Genomic DNA, 15472 nt, shown 5'->3' on the forward strand with positions numbered 1-15472 from the left:
ACGTGCGAATCCCCCGTCCCCCGCTGGTCATCGGGGCGGCGCTGCTGCTCGGCGCCGCCGCGATGATCCAGCACGCCCCCGCCGCATCGGCCTTCCCCGCCACCAGCAAGGCGACCGTCCTGAACTACCTGCGGTCGATCACCGGCACGTCGATCGTCTCCGGCCAGCACAACAAGGAACCGGCCAGCGCGCCCGGCGCGTACACCGCCCAGGTGAACGCGGTCACCGGACAGTGGCCGGGCCTGTGGGGCGGCGAGATGATGTTCCGCGCCACCGACCAGGCCAACCGGCAGCGGGTCGTCGACCAGGCCAGACAGGAGTGGGCCAACGGCTCGCTGGTGGCGCTCACCTGGCACGCCTGCACCCCCACCGGGCCGGCCACCTGCGAGTTCGAGGGCGGCGTCAAGACCCGGATCAGCGACGCCCAGTTCCAGCAGATCGTCACCGGCGGCACCGCGCTCAACCAGACGTGGCGCAGCCGGATGGCCGAGGTCGTGCCCTACCTGCGGCAACTGCGCGACGCCGGGGTGCCGGTGCTGTGGCGGCCGTTCCACGAGATGAACGAGACCTGGAACTGGTGGGGCGGCCGGCCCGGCGCCAACGGCGGGGCGAAGATCTTCCAGCAGATGAAGGACTACTTCGACAGCCAGGGCCTGACCAATCTGATCTGGGTGTGGAACGTGCAGGACAACCCGGCCGGCGGCTGGTCGAACTACTACCCGGGGTCGAACTACGCCGACGTGGTGTCGCTCGACGTCTGGTACAAGGGCCACCCGTCGTCCGGTGACTACCAGCAGATGCAGTCGATCGCGGCCGGCAAGCCGATCGCGATCGCCGAGATGGGCAAGGTGCCGAACTCGTCGCTGCTCACGTCGCAGCCGCGCTGGGCGTACTTCATGGTCTGGTCGGAGCAGTTGCGCGGCAACAACAGCAACGCCGAGATCCAGGCCGCGTACTTCCACCCGCGGGTGCTCAACCAGGGCGAAGTCCGGCTCAGCTAGTCCTCGACCGCCACCCGCAGCTGGGGCACCCCGCCCACGCAGGTCAGCTCCACCTCGAACCGGTCCCTCGGGTCACCGACCGACCGGAACTCGCCCTCGTCGTCGTCCTGCTCGTGCACCGCCCACCCCTGGGCCGGCGCCATCGACAGGATCCGCCCACAGTCGGCCACCACCGTCCCGGCCGGGAAGGTGAAGGAACGGCCGGTCGCTGGGCGTGACGACGAGGGCGAGGCCGTCGCTGACGGCGCCGGCGGTGCCGTGCCGAGGCCCTGCAACTCCCGCTCCACCTGGTCCTCGCTGACCGGCGCGCCCTGCCGGGAGGTCAGGTCCGCGCCCACCAGGCCGATCCCCACCACGCCGACCAGCACCGCCAGAACCACGGCGAAGAGCCAGCCCGCGGCGATGAGCAGAGGTTGCCGGTCGAAGAGTCGCACCAGCCCACTATGAGCCCGACCGGGCTAAGACGAGCACCCGCCACGGCTAAGGGACGGTTAAGAACCACCGGCCGGGCCACCCGGCCGGATACCGTTTCGGCCGTGGCCCGACTGCTGCTCATCGAGGACGACCCGGCGATCCGCAACACGCTGCTGCGGGCCCTGCGCGAGCGCGGGCACGCCGTCGCCGCGGCCGGCGCCGCCATGGACGGGCTGCAGACCGCCCTCGCCGAACGCCCCGACCTGATCGTGCTGGACCTGGGCCTGCCCGACCTGGACGGACGGGAACTGCTGCGGATGCTGCGCGCGGTCAGCCGGGTGCCGGTGATCGTGGCGACCGCCCGCGACGAGGAGACCGAGATGGTCCGGCTGCTCGACGCGGGCGCCGACGACTACGTGGTGAAACCGTTCACCGCCGCGCAGCTGGACGCGCGGATCCGGGCGGTGCTGCGCCGGGGCGGCACGGCGGAGGCCAGCCCGGAACTCGCGGTGGGCGGGCTGCGTATCGACCCGGCGGCGCGGACCGTCACCCTCGACGGCGCCGACGTGGAGCTCAGTCCGCGCGAGTTCGACCTGCTGCACCACCTCGCGCAGCGGGCCGGGCAGGTGGTGACGAAACGGGAGCTGCTCAGTGAGGTGTGGCAGGTGCCGTACGGCGGGGCGGACAAGACCGTCGACGTGCACCTGTCGTGGCTGCGGCGCAAGCTCGGCGAGACCGCTCAGGAGCCGCGTTACCTGCACACCGTCCGCGGGGTCGGGGTCAAGCTGAGCGAGCCGGCGTGAGACTGGGCTGGCAAAATGCGTAAACGGCTCACTCTTCTGGTGGCGGGCACGACCCTGCTGGTGCTGCTCGCGTTCCTGGTGCCGATGGCGGTGCTGGTCCGGCAGGTCGCCGCGGACCGGGCGCTGAGCCGGGCCGACGACGTGGTGCAGACCATCGTGCCGCTGGTCGGTGCGGGGGACGTGAACGCGCTCCGGCTGACGGTGACGGCCCAGCCCGTACCGGTCACGGTCTTTCTGCCCGATGGGACCGTGCTGGGCGCGCCCGCCGCGCCCACCGCAGCGGTCCGCCTCGCCGCGGCCCGCGGCCGCGCGCTGACCGTGATCACCGACGACGGTCAGGAACTGGTGGTGCCGGTCGTTGGTTCCGGTGGCACCACGGTGGTGCGCACCCTGGTCACCGACGCCGAACTCCACCGCGGCGTCGGTCGCGCCTGGCTCATCCTGGCCGGGCTCGGCCTGACGCTGGTGCTGCTCGGCCTGCTGGTCGCCGACCGGCTGGCCCGCGCGATCACCGCACCGATCACCCAGCTCTCCGAGGTCTCGCACCGGCTCGCCAGTGCCGACCTGGCCGCCCGCGCCGAACCGGCCGGGCCCCGGGAGCTGCGCGAAGTCGCCGGTGCGCTGAACCACCTGGCCGGGCGCATCCAGGAGTTGCTCGCCGCCGAACGCGAACAGGTCGCCGACCTGTCGCACCGCCTGCGCACCCCGCTGACCGCGCTGCGCCTGGAAGCCGAGTCGCTGCGCGACCCCGACGAATCCGCCCGGGTGGCGGCGGCCGCCGACCAGGTCGCCCGGGCGGTGACCGCGGTGATCCAGCAGGCCCGGCGCCGGGACGCGCCACCGGCCGCGACCGGCTGCGACGCGGCCGCGGTGGTGCGCGACCGGGTGGCGTTCTGGGCGGTCCTCGCCGAGGACACCGGCCGGCCGATCCACCGCGACCTGCCGGACGGGCCGCTGCCGGTCGCGGTCGCCGCCGACGATCTGGCGGCGGCGCTGGACGCGCTGCTCGGCAACGTCTTCGCGCACACGCCGGACGGCACGGCGCTCACCGTCACCCTCACCGCCCGGCCGGGTGGTGGCGCGATCCTCACGGTCGCTGACGAGGGGCCCGGCTTCGCGCCGTCGGCCGCCCGGCGCGGCGCCTCCGGCGGCGGGTCGACCGGACTCGGCCTGGACATCGCCCGCAAGGTCGCGGTCGGCTTCGACGTCGGCGCCGGCTCCGCCGGCGGTGCGGTGGTCCGGCTGGAGCTGGCCGGTTCCTGATCCTTTTCGGTACGAGCTCTCGAACAGTTCCTGCCGTTCCGCGCGATCCGGGTGCCACTCAAGGCCGATGCGCGACCGCCGGGCTCAAGCAGATGGCAGAGAGGCGCCGGGCTGTCGCCCAGCGCCTCTCGTCACCGCGAATCGTCAGTCGTCGTTCTCGTCGTCCGCGTCGTCGTCCTTGTCATCGTTGTCGTCGTTGTCGTCAGCGTCGTCCTTGTCGTCCGCGTCGTCGTTCTTGTCGTCCTCCTGCTCGTGGCGCAGCACCTCACCGGTGGTCACGTCCACGTCGACGTCGTGCTCGACGGTGCCGTTCTGCACCTCGACGTCCCAGACGTCGCGGCCGTGCTCGTTCTCCCGCTCGGCGTCCTCGGCCTGGCCGCCGCCGGCCGCCTTCACCGCGATGGCCTGGGCCTGCTGAGCGCTGATCGCGGTCTCACCGGTGCCGCTGCTGCTGCTCGCCGAGCCGCTCGGGGCGGGCTCAGCCGTGGCCGACGCCGGGACGGAAGCCGGAGCTGACGGGCTCGGCGTGTCGGCGGCCATCGCGGCGCCGGCGAGCCCCAGCACCGTGAGGGCTCCGGTCGCGATCACAACGCCGGTACGCATCTTCACCTTCATGGTTTCTCTGACCTCCCAGTTGATCGGACACCCTCACGATCCCGCCAGGTCGGCTATCGGCACGCTGCGGCAACGCTAAGACGCGGCTAACAGATTTGACCGCTTGGTTAGATTACTAACCGAACGGTAAGTGCAACCTCGAGGAGGGAACTTCCGTGATCACGATCCGACGCCGGTGGCTGCTGGCCGCCGCTGTTGCCGCGCTCGTCCTGGTCACCGGCGGTTATGTCGCCCGTGGCAGCGCTCCGGTCGGCCACTTCACCTCCGCCGAGGGGCACGACCACTTCACCGCGGCGTACGAGAAAGCCATGACCGACCTGCCGCGACCCGCGGCCACGCTGGACGTCCGGACCGGCTACGGCCTGGTCCGGGTCTACCGCTTCGCCGGCGCCGAGCCGGACGCCGAGCCGGACGCCGAGCCGCTGATGCTGCTGCCCGGCTGGGCGGCGTCGACGCCGATGTGGGCGGACAACCTGCCCTCGCTGCTGCGGCTGCGCACCGTCTACTCGGTCGACCTGCTCGGTGAGCCGGGCGCCAGCATCCAGGACCGGCCGATCGAGACGCACCGTGAGCAGGCCGACTGGCTGCACGAGGTGCTGCGGCAGCTGCCGGAGCCGCGGATCCACCTGGTCGGCATGTCGTTCGGCGGCTGGACCGCCACCAACCTGGCCGTCCACCACCCCGGCAAGATCGCCGGCTTGATCCTGATCGACCCGGCGGTGACCTTCGCGGACCTGCCGTTCGAGCTGATCGTGCGATCGTTGCCGGCGTCGGTGCGGTGGCTGCCGAAAAGCTGGCGCGACACCTTCAACAGCTGGACCGCCGGCGGTGCGCCGGTCGAGGACAGCCCGCTCGCCGACCTGGTCGAGTCGGGGATGCGGAACTACGCGATCCAGCGCCCCGCACCCGCCCGGTTCACGGCGGAGCAGCTGCGCGCCATCGACCTGCCGGTCCTGGTGATCATCGCCGGGGAGTCGGTCGTGCACGACGCGCGGGAGGCCGCCCGGACTGCGTCGTCCACGCTGCGGCACCGTACGGTACTGACCTACGACGGCGCCTCGCACGCGGTCAACGGCGAACAGCCCGCCCGGATCGCGGCCGACGTCGCCGCCTTCCTGTCCACCGCCTGACACCGGAGCAGCATGCCGAACACGCCGCGCGCCGCCCGCGAAGCCCGGCCGCTCACCTTCACCGAGCAGGCGCGCCGCGCCCAGTTCGTCGGCCTGACCATCCGGGTGATCGCCGAACACGGCTACGCGGGCTGCTCCCTGCAGCGCATCGCCGACGCGGCCGGCGTCACGAAGGCGGCGGTCCTCTACCACTTCGCCTCGAAGGCGGCGCTGGTGCGGGCCGCCTACCTGGAGGTGATCAGCCAGCTGACCACGCGGGTGGGTGCGCTGGTGGAGCAGGCGGAAGGGCCGGCGCAGGCGGTCGAGGCCTACCTGCGGGGTCTCATCGGCCACCTGGCCGAGCATCCGGACCATGTGCGCGTCATCGTCGAGGCGCTCGACGGGGAGAGCTCGATCCCGGACCAGCCGTCCTCGCCGGCCCGCTGGCAGGCGCTGGCGGCCTTGATCGACGCGGCCAAGGAGTCCGGGGCCTACCGGCGGGAGGTCGACTCGCGGGTGCTGGCGATCATGCTGGGGGGCGCGGTCGACGCTCTGATCGCGGAGTCGATGCAGGACCCGGCGTTCGACACGCTCGCGGGAGCCGACGCGCTGGTGGACCTGGTCCGCCGCGGCACCAGCTGACCGGTCCGGTCGCCGGTCTGGCGTGGCGTCCGGTCACCTGCCCGCGGCGGGTCAGCGGTTGCCGCCGCGGAAGATTCGCAGGAAGAAGAGGAAGACGTTGAGGATGTCCAGGAAGATCGAGGCGGCCAGCAGGGGTGCGGACTCGGCGTTCGAGGAGCGGCGCAGGCGCTGGAAGTCGAACATGATGAAGCCGGCGAAGATCACCAGGCCGAGCACGGAGTAGATCAGCGCGCCGTTCGGGATGTTCACGAAGATCAGCACGATGCCGAACAGGATCAGCGCGACGAGGGCCCAGAAGCAGATCCGGGCGAGTGCGGTGAGGTCGCGGCGGGTGGCGTATCCGGCGGCGCCGAAGCCGGCCACGAACAGCGCGGTCGCGGCGCCGGCCTGCCACAGTGCCTGCGGGTCGGTGCTGGCGTAGTAGACCAGCGTGGGCGCCACGGCCACACCCATCAGCAGGCCGAAGGCGGCCAGCAGACCGACCGTGGCCTGCTTCGACCGGCGGACCGAGAACTGCATGCCGATCAGCGCGGCGAACGAGGCGAAATAGGCGAGAAGCGCGGCGAGGGCGGGCAGGTCGCGCCCGAGGTACGCGCCGAGGGCGAACAGTCCCGTGGTGGCGGCGACGTATCCCATCGTCTGGGCGAACAGGGTGTGGCCGCGGTCGCGGGCTACGGTCCCGGCCGGCCGGTACGCGAACGTGTTGTCCATGACATCACGGTGGCCCGTCACGGCGGCCACGTAACCATTCGCCAGGGGTGATCCCGGACGGCCGCCGGGCTGCGGCCCGGCGGCCGTGTTCACTCCGGGCGCTCAGTCCTCGCGGCCTCTTGCTGCCGCGGTGCCCTTCATCACTGCTGCCGCGCCGGTGGTCGCTGCCGCCGCGCCCCTCATCGCTGCTGCCGTGTCAGTCGTCGCTGTCGTCGTCGCGCTTGTGGCGGAGCACCTCGCCGGTTGTGGCGTCGACGTCGATGTCGTGTTCGATCGAACCGTTCTGCACCTCGACGTCCCAGACCTGGCGGCCGTGTTCGGTCTCCCGCTCGATCTTCACGGCCCGGCCGCCGCCGGCGGCGTGCACCGCGATCACCTTGGCGGCGTTCGCGCTGATCTTCGTCGCGCCGTTGCTGCCGCCGGTGGTCGCCGAACTCGATGGTGTGGCGCTCGCCGACTCCGATGGCTTACTGCGCGCCGAGCTCGACGCCTCCGGCGATGCGGACGCCGGCGACGCGGTCTCCGATGACGCGGTCTCCGGCGATGCGGTCTCGGACGGCTCGGGCGAGACCGTCAATTGCGCAGCTGTTGTGGCCTCGGCGGACGGGCTCGGCGTGTCGGTGGCCGCCAGCGCGGTGCCCGCGATCCCCAATACCGCCAGAGCCCCGACCGCCACGACCACCCCGGTGCACTTCCGCTTGCTCATCATCCTGCTGACCTCCTGCTCGATCCGACCTGATCAAGATCGCCGGAGATCGGCTATCGGCACGCTGCGGCAACGCTAAGGCCTGGCTAAGGCGAGTGGGATCACCGGCTGTTCTCAGGGTGCCGTCCCACCTCGGGTTGTTGGCTACCTTCGCCACCTGCCGGTGCTCCCCGATCTGCCGGCAGCTCCGAGGCATCACCCGCCGGCTCCATCGGCACCGCCGGACCACCCGCCGCCTGCGCCGGCACCGTCGGACCACCGACCACCGGCGCCGACCAAGCTCCAGCCACCGGCCACGTCGGCGCTACCGGACCGCCCGCCGCCGGCACCGGCCAAGCGCCACCGACCGGCTGCCCAGGCGCCACCGGAGCGCCTGCCGCCGGCACCGGCCAAGCGCCACCGACCGGCTGCCCAGGCGCCACCGGGCCACCTGCCGCCGGCATCGGCCAAGCGCCACCGACCGGCTGCCCGGGTGCCACCGGAGCGCCTGCCGCCGGCATCGGCCAAGCACCGGCCGCCGGCGGCAGCGGCGCCATCGGGCCGAGGGCTGGCGGCATTGCCCAGGTGCCCGCCGGCTGCGTCGGGACCTGGAACGGCGTCGCCGGGCTGAGCGTGGCGAGATTGCGGCGGCGGGCCAGCCAGAGGATCACGGCCGCGTAGCCGAGCAGCACCGGCACGTCCGCGACTGCCATCTGCCAGGGCATGTCCGCTGCCGTCTGGTCCATGCCCAGTTCGCCGTAGGCGGCGGCTACCACGGAGCTGACCAGGTTGTTCATGACGTGCAGCGCGATGGCGGCCTCCAGGCCGCCGGTGCGCACGGTCAGCCAGCCGGCCACGACGCCGAAGAGCAGCAGGTCCGCGAAACCCCAGGCGGTGCCCCAGCCGTGCAGGGCGGCGAAGACCAGGGCCTGCACGGCGATCGGCAGCCACGGCGAGCGCAACCACGTTCCGAAAGCCTGGAGCAGCCAGCCTCTCGTCAGGTACTCCTCGGCGGCGGCCTGGCCGGGGACCACCAGCAGCAGCACCAGCATCGACACCGCGAACGGGCCCCAGCCCGCCAGGCTGTCGTCGAGCCCGGTGTCCTGGCCGGTCACCGCGGTCAGGCCGAGGCCGGCGCCGACGAAGAGCACGATCGCCACGAACGCCACCGGCAGGCAGGTCATCAGCCAGCGCCAGCGCAGGCGGCCGGTCACCGACGACAGGGTTCCGGGCGGACGGCGCTGGATCCAGAGGGCCGCTAGCAGCACGACCGGCAGCAGGACGGCGATGCTCAGGAACGCCACCGCCAGGTCGGTCAGCTCTCCGAAGCTGGGAATGCCGTCGACCTCCGGCTGCCCGGCGATCAACGCGGCCAGCGCTACGACGAGGAAGACCCCCATCGTCAGGGCCACGCCGGCGACGGCGATGAAGAGCGTGCCGAGGACCGGGCGCCACCAGCGGTGCGCGGCTGTCCGGGCCAGGCGGTGATAGGGCATCGACGGCGGCGGTGGAATCAGCATGCCTGAAAGTGTGTCGGGCGCGCGCATCCGGCGGATCTGGCCGCGGCCGGATTTCGACCCCCACCCTGGGGCATAGATCCGCCCTGACCGAGGGTGGTGGAGCGCCCCGATAGTCTGTCGGCATCATGGCTCGCTGGAAGATCTGGCTGCTGCCCGCGCTGCTGGCGGCGGCTCAGCTCGCGTACTGGCCGGGTGTCGTCCTGGCCCGCGGCGATCAGGTCGATCCGGTACGCCTGAGCGCGGTCACCGCCGTCGTCGCGCTGATCGCCGTCGTGCTCGGCTTCCGGCACCACCGGCCGGTGACCGTCGTCGCGGTGATCACGGCAGCCCTGGCCATCGGTGGCTGGATCGCCCCGGAACAGGTGTTCTTCGTGCCGGAGGACACGCTGTTGGTGATGTCGACCGCCGACCTGGTCGCGGTGTTCGCGGCGGCGGTGCGGTGCTCGCGGCGGACCACGGCGCTGGTCCTGGCCGGGCTCACCGTCTGGCTGACGGCGGACACCCTCGTCACCGACGGTGATCCGGGGGACATTCTGATCGGCGCGCTCGCGTACGCGGTGGTGGCCTCGGCCGGGCGCCTGCGCCGCCGATGGAACGCCGACCGGGAGTCGGCCGCGCGCCGCCTCGCCGAGGCCGAGCAGGCCCGGCGGGAGGCGGCCGAGGCCGAGCGGCGCCGGCTGGCGCGCGAGTTGCACGACGTGACCGCCCACCATCTGACCTCGATCGTGGTGAACGCGTCGACCGCGCAGTTCCTCGGCGATCAGCGCCCGGAGTTGCGCGCCGAGGCTCTGGCGTTCGCCGCCCGCACCGGGCGGGAAGCGCTCGCCGACCTGCAGCGGCTGGTGGCGGTCCTGCCCACCGAGCCGGCGGCGCCGAGTCTGGCCGACCTCGCCGATGACTTCCGCGAACTCGGGCAGGTGGTCACGCTGGAGATGCCGGGGTCGTCGGACGGGTTGACCGAGGCTGCCGCCGAGGTGGTGCACGGCATCGCGCGGGAAGCACTCACCAACACTCTGCGTTATGCGCCGGGTGCCACGGTGCGTGTCCGGCTCTCCCACGGCGCCGAGGGCACCGAGCTGCTGGTGGAGGACGACGGCGGTTCCACGCCGGCCACTTCCGGGCTCGGCAGCGGACGGGGCCTCGCCGGGATGCGGGAACGGGCGGCGCTGCTGGGCGGAAGCGTGCAGGCCGGCCCACGCGTCGATCGGGGCTGGCGGGTACGAGCGGTGCTGCCGCCCGCTGCCCCCGTACCCCGAGGTCCTGGCTGGTTGCGCAGCCAGGTGGTGATCGATCTGGCCTTGATGCTGCTCACGCTGGCGCTGCCGCTCTCCGGTGTGGCGATCTTCGCGGAGGAGGCCGGCGCGCAGCCGGCGGCGACCGTGCTGGCGCTGCTGGCGGTCGTGGCGCATGCCGCGCCGCTGCTGTGGCGGCGGCGGTATCCGTGGGCCGCGTTCGTCGCGGTCGCGCTGACCACCTGGCTGGGTCCGCTACTGCTGGTCACCGGCGTGGTTCCGGTCGGCGGGAGTTGGCTGTTCGTGTTCAGCGCCGGCGCGGACCTGGCGGCCGTCCACGCGGTCGCCAATCGCGGATCCCGTCCCGGTTTGACGTGGCTCGCGCCGCTCGCCGCTGTCTTCACCGGCGCGCTGGCGCTGGCGCTGCTGGTCATGCTCGAGGCCCCGCCGGAGGGCCAGCCGCCGCCCGACGGTCCGATCATGGCGCTGGTCCTGATGGTCGCGTTCACGGTGTTCGCGGCGGTGCTGCTGGCCGTCCCGGTGTTCGGTTGCTGGCTGGCCGGCCACCTGGCGCGGCGTCGCCGGCAGCGCCGCATCGACCGCGAGGAGTATGCGGTGTTCGCGGTCGCCGCCCAGGCTGAGCTGCGGGCCCGCGACGAACGGGCCCGGGTCGCGGCCGGCCTGCACACCGCTGTCCTGGAGCACGCGGCCCGTGTGCCCAGAGCCGCTGACGCAGCCGACCTGCCCGCGGTGCTGAACGCCGGCAAGGACGCCCTGGCAGCGATGCGCAGCCTGCTCGACGGCCTCGGCCCGGTGAAGCCCGAGCAGCCCGAGCAGCCCGAGCCCGCGCTGTCGCAGCCTGCCGCTTCCCGGCCGGCCTCACCCCAGCCCAGCCTGTCCCCACCCGCACTGCCGCAACCCGGACAGCCGCAGCCCGCCTTCCCCCAGCCCAGCCTGTCCCCACCCGCAGTACCGCAACCCGGACAGCCGCAACCCGCCTTCCCCCAGCCAGGCCTGGCGCAATCCCACCCCGCGAATGCCGAGGCGCCCGGCCCCGCCGCGGGTGTGCCCGGGTCCGCCATCGATCAGGAGGTGCCGCCATCACCACCCGGGTGATCGTCGTCGACGACCAGCTGATGATCCGGGCCGGCCTCTGCGCCATCGTCGGCTCGCAGGACGACATGGAGGTGGTCGGCGAGGCCGGTGACGGCGTGACCGCGCTCGACCTGGCCGCCCGGCTGCGGCCCGACGTCGTGCTGATGGACGTACGCATGCCTGGCATGGACGGTCTCACCGCGACCGCGCGGCTGACCGCCGGTGATGATCCGCCTCGCGTGCTGGTGTTGACCACGTTCCACCAGGACGCCTATGTCTTTCAGGCGCTGCGCGCCGGCGCCTCCGGTTTCCTGCTGAAGGACTCCGACCCGGCCGAGCTGGTGGCCGCGATCCGCGTGGTCGCCGCCGGTGAGGCGATGCTCAGCCCCGCGGTGACGCGCCGGCTGATCGACGCGTTCGCGACCGGCGCGGTCAGTTCGGCCCGCCCCGACGACCCGCGCCTGGCCCGGCTCACCCCGCGCGAGCGTGACGTGCTCACCCACCTGGCCACCGGCCTGTCCAACGCCGAGATCGGCGAGGCCCTGGGCATCGCCGCCGGCACGGTGAAAGCGCACGTCAACGCCCTGCTGCCGAAGCTCGGCGCCCGCGATCGGGTGCAGGCCACCATCGTCGCCTACGACCTCGGGCTGGCCCGGCCCCGATGAACGAGTCTCCCGAGGGCCGGCGCTGGCCGACCGGCGCGGTGATCACGGTGGCGGTCCTCGCCGGCGTCGCGGTGCTCCAGATCTTCCTGCTTCTGACCCGCCGGGGTCCGGACGGGTTCGACGCGGATGTGGTCGGTTCGCTCGGTGACTGGGCCGCCGGGTTCGGCACCGTTGTCGCCGTGGTTTTCGCCTACCGGCAGTTCACGAAGAGCCAGGCGGGTCTTCTCCATGCGGAGCACCGGGCGGAGGCTCTCAAGGTCACGGCGTGGGCGGCGTGGGACGAACAGACTGCCGGTGACACCGCCGAACCGCACAGCTCGGATTCACGGCCGCGGTTTCGCGACCTCTTCCGACGACGGGAGGCCCGAACACGCGATCCCCGGTCGGTCCGGGTGTCGAACCGTTCCAGCAGCGCCGTGTTCGACTGGAGCGTCACCGTCGTGCCGAGCAGGGGGTGGGACACCTACGTCCGCCTATCGGCACGGCTCGGCCCGATCCATCCCGACGAGTTGAAGGTGGTGCCGCTCGATCCGCCGCACCCGTCGGCCGTCTACCGCCGCCGCGCCGGCGCCCCGCCGGAGACGCTCGGCACGCCGCGCTTCGTCGTCCTCCGGTTCAACGACGCCTGGGGAAACGGCTGGGTCAGAACCAACGGCGATCTCAAGCGGATCCCTTCCGAGAGCCGCTTCCTCCCCCTTCTCGTGCATCTCCGGAACCCGGCGATGACGTGGGCGGGTGTCCTCGACGAGGCGACGTGGGCGGCATTTCGCGTGGCGACCGGCAATCCACCCGAGCTGCCGGAGACGCTGGACGCTCTCGTCGAGCCGGACCAGCCTTGGCTCGGGCAGCAGCGGATCGCCGAGCTGAATCGCGTCGTGCAGAGCACGAGGCTGCGCCGGCTTCGCAGCCGGTCGCATTCCTACACGTACGAGAGCCGCGCGATCACCCGCAAGGTGTCGGCGCGCCGGGCCCACCGCGTGGTGCGCCGCTTCTTCCGGGACGTCTCGACCAGCCGGCGAGCGGACGTGCTCTACATGAAGGGCGACTGACCCGCGGCGCCCTCAGCCACGCAGCCACACGTCCCGGTTGCCGGCGATGAGCACCCGGCCGTCGCGCAGCGTGGTGATCGCCTGCGGCGGTGAGTCGCTGCAGCCCAGCTCGCCGCGCTGCCACGGCGCGGAGCCGTCGCCGGCCCACAGCACCCCGCAGTAGTCGTCGGCGCCCGGGCGGGAGTCGTCGATCACGCCGGTCACCAGCACCGTCCCGGACTGGTCGACGGTGACGTCGGAGACCCGGCCGGCCCCCATCCCGGTGGTTCCGCCCGGCTTCCAGGTGAGCCCGTCGGCGCTGGTCAGCACATATGGGGCGTCCTGCTCGCCGGCTTCGGTCCGATCCACCGCACCGAACGCGAGCCACTGCCCGCCGGCTCGCACGAGCCGCGTCAGCATCAGGTGCTGCGGCAGGCCGTCGATGGTGGACACCTCCCAGGTGCGGCCGCCGTCGGACGAACGCCACGCGCCGACGCGGGGCCAGCCGTATCCGATCGCCACGACCGTGTCGCCGTCGGCGGCGAGCACGGCCAGCAGCTGCCGGCTGTCGGACCGCGGCCCGGCCGGAAGGTCGGCGCGGCGCAGCGATCTCCCCCCGTTGCCGGAGATCAGCACCGCCGGTGGCGGCCCGATCGAGGTGGTCAGGTCCGCGTTGACGATGATCCGCCCGCTGTTGGTCCGGGCCAGGCCACGGACCAGGCTGCGGGATCCGTTGCCCTCGAAACCGACGGTGGACAGGTCGGCTCGCGCGAGCTCCTGCCGTTGCCCGTTGCGGTAAGCGCTCAGCCCGTCCGATGCGGCGGCCAGGATGGTGCCGTCGGGCTGCACGATCGCCGCGTCGGCGCTGATCCCACCGCCGGGCCAGCCGCCGACCGCGTCCGGCGGGCCGTCACCGCTGCTGCCCGACCGGTCCGGAGCCGGGCTCAGCCGGAGCCGGTCGCAGGTGGACGGGCCGGTCCAGTTCGCGGTCACCGCCCGGTGACCGTTCTGGTAGTCGCCGAGGGCCAGCACGCAGTCCGCCGTCGGCAGCAGGGCGCGCAGGCCGCTGCCCGGAGGCACCCAGTCGGAGGCGGCCGGCCAGTCGACCGTGTTGCCGTGCCGGACGAAGCCCAGATCGGTGGCCGGGACCTTGCTCAGCCCGGTGCGGCCCTTGGTGTCGGCGGTCCACCCGCCCGGGTCGCCGGCGGGAAGCTTGCACGAGGCGGTCAGGAACAGGACGGCCACAGTGGCAAGGAGGCGTCGCGACACCACCGGAATCATGCCAGCCAGCGCCACAGCCATCGAAGCCGGTCAGCCCGGCTGATCCGGGCCGCTCCGGCTGCCTGGTCGCCGGGACAGCAGGCCCTGGGAGACGGCGACCCCCACGAGCACGATCACCGCGCCGACCGGCTGGTTCCAGTGCAGGTGCTCGTGCAGGATCGTCACGCCGACCAGGGTCGCGACCACCGGCATCAGATAGGTCACCGAGGTCGACGTGCTGACGCCGGCCAACCGGATCACCTGGAAGTTGAGCACGAACGCGACACCGGTGCCGAGCGCGCCGAGCGCCAGCACGCACAGCAGCACATCGGTGGAGAGCCCCGCCGGGTCGGGCGGCGCTCCCGCCAGCAGCGGGGCCACCACGACGAGCTGGGCCAGTGCCGCCAGCAGCTGGGCGGCCGCCATCGACACCCCGCTGCCGGCGCGGCCGGCGATGAACTTTTTCTGGTACGGAATGGCGACCGCGTAACACATCGCCGCGCCGAAACACATGAGCTGCCCGGTGAACTGGGAACCGCCCAGCCCACGCCACACGCCGAGCACGACCAGCACCCCGGCGAAGCCGATGCCGATGCCGGCCGCCTTGCGCACGGTCATCCGCTCGGTGCGGAAGGCCAGCACCGCCAGCGGCAGCGCGACCAGTGGCGTCGCCGCGTTCCAGATGCCGGCGAGCACCGACGACACCCGCTGCTCGCCGAACCCGAACAGGGTGAACGGCAGCACCACCCCGAGCAGCGCGACGACCATCAGGTGCCCCCACAGCCGGGCGTCGCGTGGCAGCCGGTCGCGGGTGACGGCGAGCACGGCCAGCAGGATCAGCGCACCGGCGGCGACCCGGCCGAAGGTGAGCCACAGCGGATGCAGCTCGCGGACGCCGACCTTGATGAACAGGAAGCTGGTGCCCCAGATCGCGGCGAGCGCCAGATAGCTGGGCAGCCATCGACCCAGGTCACCGGGGGCGGCGGCCGCGGCCGGGAGGTCAGGAGCGGTACGGGTGGTCACCCCCGGCACTCTGCCCGAGGGGTACGACAATCTCACGCCATATACCGCTGCTGGGCGTCGAGGACGGCGCCGGCGTACCGCGTCGCCCAGGCGCCCATCGCCCGCATCGGTTCCAGCAGCGCACTGCCCGCCTCGGTCAGCTCGTAGTCGACGCGGGGCGGCGCCTCCGCGTACGGCTGACGCGCCACCAGCCCGTTGTACTCCAGCCGGCGCAGCGCGTCGTTGAGCACCTTGGCACTGATCCCGCCGATCCGAGTGCGCAGCACGGCCGGCCGCATCGGACCGTGGGCGGCGAGTGTGAACACCACCACGCTGTCCCACCGGTTGGCGAGCACCTCGAACGCCACGCGAGCCTGACAGTCGGCGGTGTACTCGTCCATGCCCGCCATCCTCCCCGAGCCGTCGG

General features: G+C 72.7%; 17 protein-coding genes. 9 read left to right on the forward strand and 8 right to left on the reverse strand.

Translation table 11 applies throughout. From position 1 onward, the window contains the following. Positions 1–2: 2 nt before the first annotated feature. Positions 3–1001: a glycosyl hydrolase gene (locus AB0F81_RS23495; RefSeq protein ID WP_360200617.1), complete on the forward strand. Its 999-nt coding sequence runs from the start codon at positions 3–5 to the stop codon at positions 999–1001. On the opposite strand, the gene AB0F81_RS23500 is transcribed toward AB0F81_RS23495, so the two are convergent. After that, the gene (locus AB0F81_RS23500) at positions 998–1435 is read right to left on the reverse strand and encodes a hypothetical protein (RefSeq protein WP_360200618.1); all 438 of its coding nucleotides are present in this window, start codon (positions 1433–1435) and stop codon (positions 998–1000) included. The genes AB0F81_RS23495 and AB0F81_RS23500 overlap by 4 nt on opposite strands. Before the next feature lie 102 nt (positions 1436–1537). On the opposite strand from AB0F81_RS23500, the gene AB0F81_RS23505 reads away from it, so the two are divergent. Together AB0F81_RS23505 and AB0F81_RS23510 are read left to right on the forward strand one after the other, a co-directional pair. Then, positions 1538–2218, forward strand: a complete 681-nt coding sequence (locus AB0F81_RS23505) for a response regulator transcription factor (protein WP_360200619.1) — start codon at positions 1538–1540, stop codon at positions 2216–2218. A gap of 15 nt (positions 2219–2233) precedes the next feature. Next, positions 2234–3481, forward strand: coding sequence for a HAMP domain-containing protein (locus tag AB0F81_RS23510; protein WP_360200620.1), 1248 nt, complete (start codon positions 2234–2236; stop codon positions 3479–3481). A 144-nt stretch (positions 3482–3625) separates the two neighbouring features. Here AB0F81_RS23510 and AB0F81_RS23515 read toward each other — a convergent pair whose 3' ends face one another. After that, positions 3626–4084, reverse strand: a complete 459-nt coding sequence (locus AB0F81_RS23515; RefSeq protein ID WP_360200621.1) for a PepSY domain-containing protein — start codon at positions 4082–4084, stop codon at positions 3626–3628. Between the two features lie 167 nt (positions 4085–4251). On the opposite strand from AB0F81_RS23515, the gene AB0F81_RS23520 reads away from it, so the two are divergent. Together AB0F81_RS23520 and AB0F81_RS23525 are read left to right on the forward strand one after the other, a co-directional pair. Beyond that, a complete protein-coding gene (locus AB0F81_RS23520) occupies positions 4252–5226 on the forward strand; it encodes an alpha/beta hydrolase (RefSeq protein WP_360200622.1) in 975 nt (324 codons plus the stop codon). A 12-nt stretch (positions 5227–5238) separates the two neighbouring features. Further along, positions 5239–5847: a TetR/AcrR family transcriptional regulator gene (locus AB0F81_RS23525; RefSeq protein ID WP_360200623.1), complete on the forward strand. Its 609-nt coding sequence runs from the start codon at positions 5239–5241 to the stop codon at positions 5845–5847. Between the two features lie 51 nt (positions 5848–5898). Here AB0F81_RS23525 and AB0F81_RS23530 read toward each other — a convergent pair whose 3' ends face one another. After that, positions 5899–6558, reverse strand: a complete 660-nt coding sequence (locus tag AB0F81_RS23530; protein WP_360200624.1) for a Bax inhibitor-1 family protein — start codon at positions 6556–6558, stop codon at positions 5899–5901. Between the two features lie 196 nt (positions 6559–6754). Next, on the reverse strand, positions 6755–6925 hold the full coding sequence (locus tag AB0F81_RS23535) for a PepSY domain-containing protein (RefSeq protein WP_360200625.1): 171 nt from the start codon (positions 6923–6925) through the stop codon (positions 6755–6757). Between the two features lie 10 nt (positions 6926–6935). On the opposite strand from AB0F81_RS23535, the gene AB0F81_RS23540 reads away from it, so the two are divergent. Then, positions 6936–7343 (forward strand): hypothetical protein, encoded by a 408-nt coding sequence (locus AB0F81_RS23540; protein WP_360200626.1) that lies wholly within the window; start codon positions 6936–6938, stop codon positions 7341–7343. A gap of 22 nt (positions 7344–7365) precedes the next feature. Here the strand turns inward: AB0F81_RS23540 and AB0F81_RS23545 are convergent, their stop codons facing one another. Continuing rightward, the gene (locus AB0F81_RS23545) at positions 7366–8763 is read right to left on the reverse strand and encodes a CPBP family glutamic-type intramembrane protease (protein ID WP_360200627.1); all 1398 of its coding nucleotides are present in this window, start codon (positions 8761–8763) and stop codon (positions 7366–7368) included. A gap of 125 nt (positions 8764–8888) precedes the next feature. Here AB0F81_RS23545 and AB0F81_RS23550 point away from each other — a divergent pair, with 125 nt between their 5' ends. From AB0F81_RS23550 to AB0F81_RS23560, 3 genes are read left to right on the forward strand one after another with little or no spacing between them, the layout of a single operon-like run. After that, complete coding sequence (locus AB0F81_RS23550; RefSeq protein ID WP_360200628.1) at positions 8889–11111, forward strand: histidine kinase; 2223 nt, start codon at positions 8889–8891, stop codon at positions 11109–11111. Next, complete coding sequence (locus tag AB0F81_RS23555; RefSeq protein WP_360200651.1) at positions 11096–11755, forward strand: response regulator transcription factor; 660 nt, start codon at positions 11096–11098, stop codon at positions 11753–11755. The genes AB0F81_RS23550 and AB0F81_RS23555 overlap by 16 nt, the downstream gene beginning before the upstream one ends. Continuing rightward, a complete protein-coding gene (locus tag AB0F81_RS23560; protein ID WP_360200629.1) occupies positions 11752–12804 on the forward strand; it encodes a hypothetical protein in 1053 nt (350 codons plus the stop codon). The genes AB0F81_RS23555 and AB0F81_RS23560 overlap by 4 nt, the downstream gene beginning before the upstream one ends. Before the next feature lie 12 nt (positions 12805–12816). Here the strand turns inward: AB0F81_RS23560 and AB0F81_RS23565 are convergent, their stop codons facing one another. The 3 genes from AB0F81_RS23565 to AB0F81_RS23575 form a co-directional block, all read right to left on the reverse strand. Then, positions 12817–14052, reverse strand: a complete 1236-nt coding sequence (locus tag AB0F81_RS23565; RefSeq protein WP_360200630.1) for a hypothetical protein — start codon at positions 14050–14052, stop codon at positions 12817–12819. A 42-nt stretch (positions 14053–14094) separates the two neighbouring features. Then, entirely contained in the window at positions 14095–15012 is a 918-nt protein-coding gene (locus tag AB0F81_RS23570; RefSeq protein ID WP_360200652.1) for a DMT family transporter, read from the reverse strand. 86 nt (positions 15013–15098) lie between these two features. Next, positions 15099–15446, reverse strand: coding sequence for a helix-turn-helix domain-containing protein (locus AB0F81_RS23575; RefSeq protein ID WP_360200631.1), 348 nt, complete (start codon positions 15444–15446; stop codon positions 15099–15101). Positions 15447–15472: the final 26 nt, after the last annotated feature.

Origin of the sequence: Actinoplanes sp. NPDC024001 (assembly GCF_040638955.1) — a bacterium.
Lineage (GTDB): Bacteria > Actinomycetota > Actinomycetes > Mycobacteriales > Micromonosporaceae > Actinoplanes.

Coding starts and splice junctions, on each gene's coding strand:
- AB0F81_RS23510 (WP_360200620.1), top strand. CDS start 2,234: ATGCGTAAACGGCTCACTCTTCTGGTGGCGGGCACGACCCTGCTGGTG.
- AB0F81_RS23515 (WP_360200621.1), bottom strand. CDS start 4,084: ATGCGTACCGGCGTTGTGATCGCGACCGGAGCCCTCACGGTGCTGGGG.
- AB0F81_RS23525 (WP_360200623.1), top strand. CDS start 5,239: ATGCCGAACACGCCGCGCGCCGCCCGCGAAGCCCGGCCGCTCACCTTC.
- AB0F81_RS23530 (WP_360200624.1), bottom strand. CDS start 6,558: ATGGACAACACGTTCGCGTACCGGCCGGCCGGGACCGTAGCCCGCGAC.
- AB0F81_RS23545 (WP_360200627.1), bottom strand. CDS start 8,763: ATGCTGATTCCACCGCCGCCGTCGATGCCCTATCACCGCCTGGCCCGG.
- AB0F81_RS23550 (WP_360200628.1), top strand. CDS start 8,889: ATGGCTCGCTGGAAGATCTGGCTGCTGCCCGCGCTGCTGGCGGCGGCT.
- AB0F81_RS23560 (WP_360200629.1), top strand. CDS start 11,752: ATGAACGAGTCTCCCGAGGGCCGGCGCTGGCCGACCGGCGCGGTGATC.
- AB0F81_RS23575 (WP_360200631.1), bottom strand. CDS start 15,446: ATGGACGAGTACACCGCCGACTGTCAGGCTCGCGTGGCGTTCGAGGTG.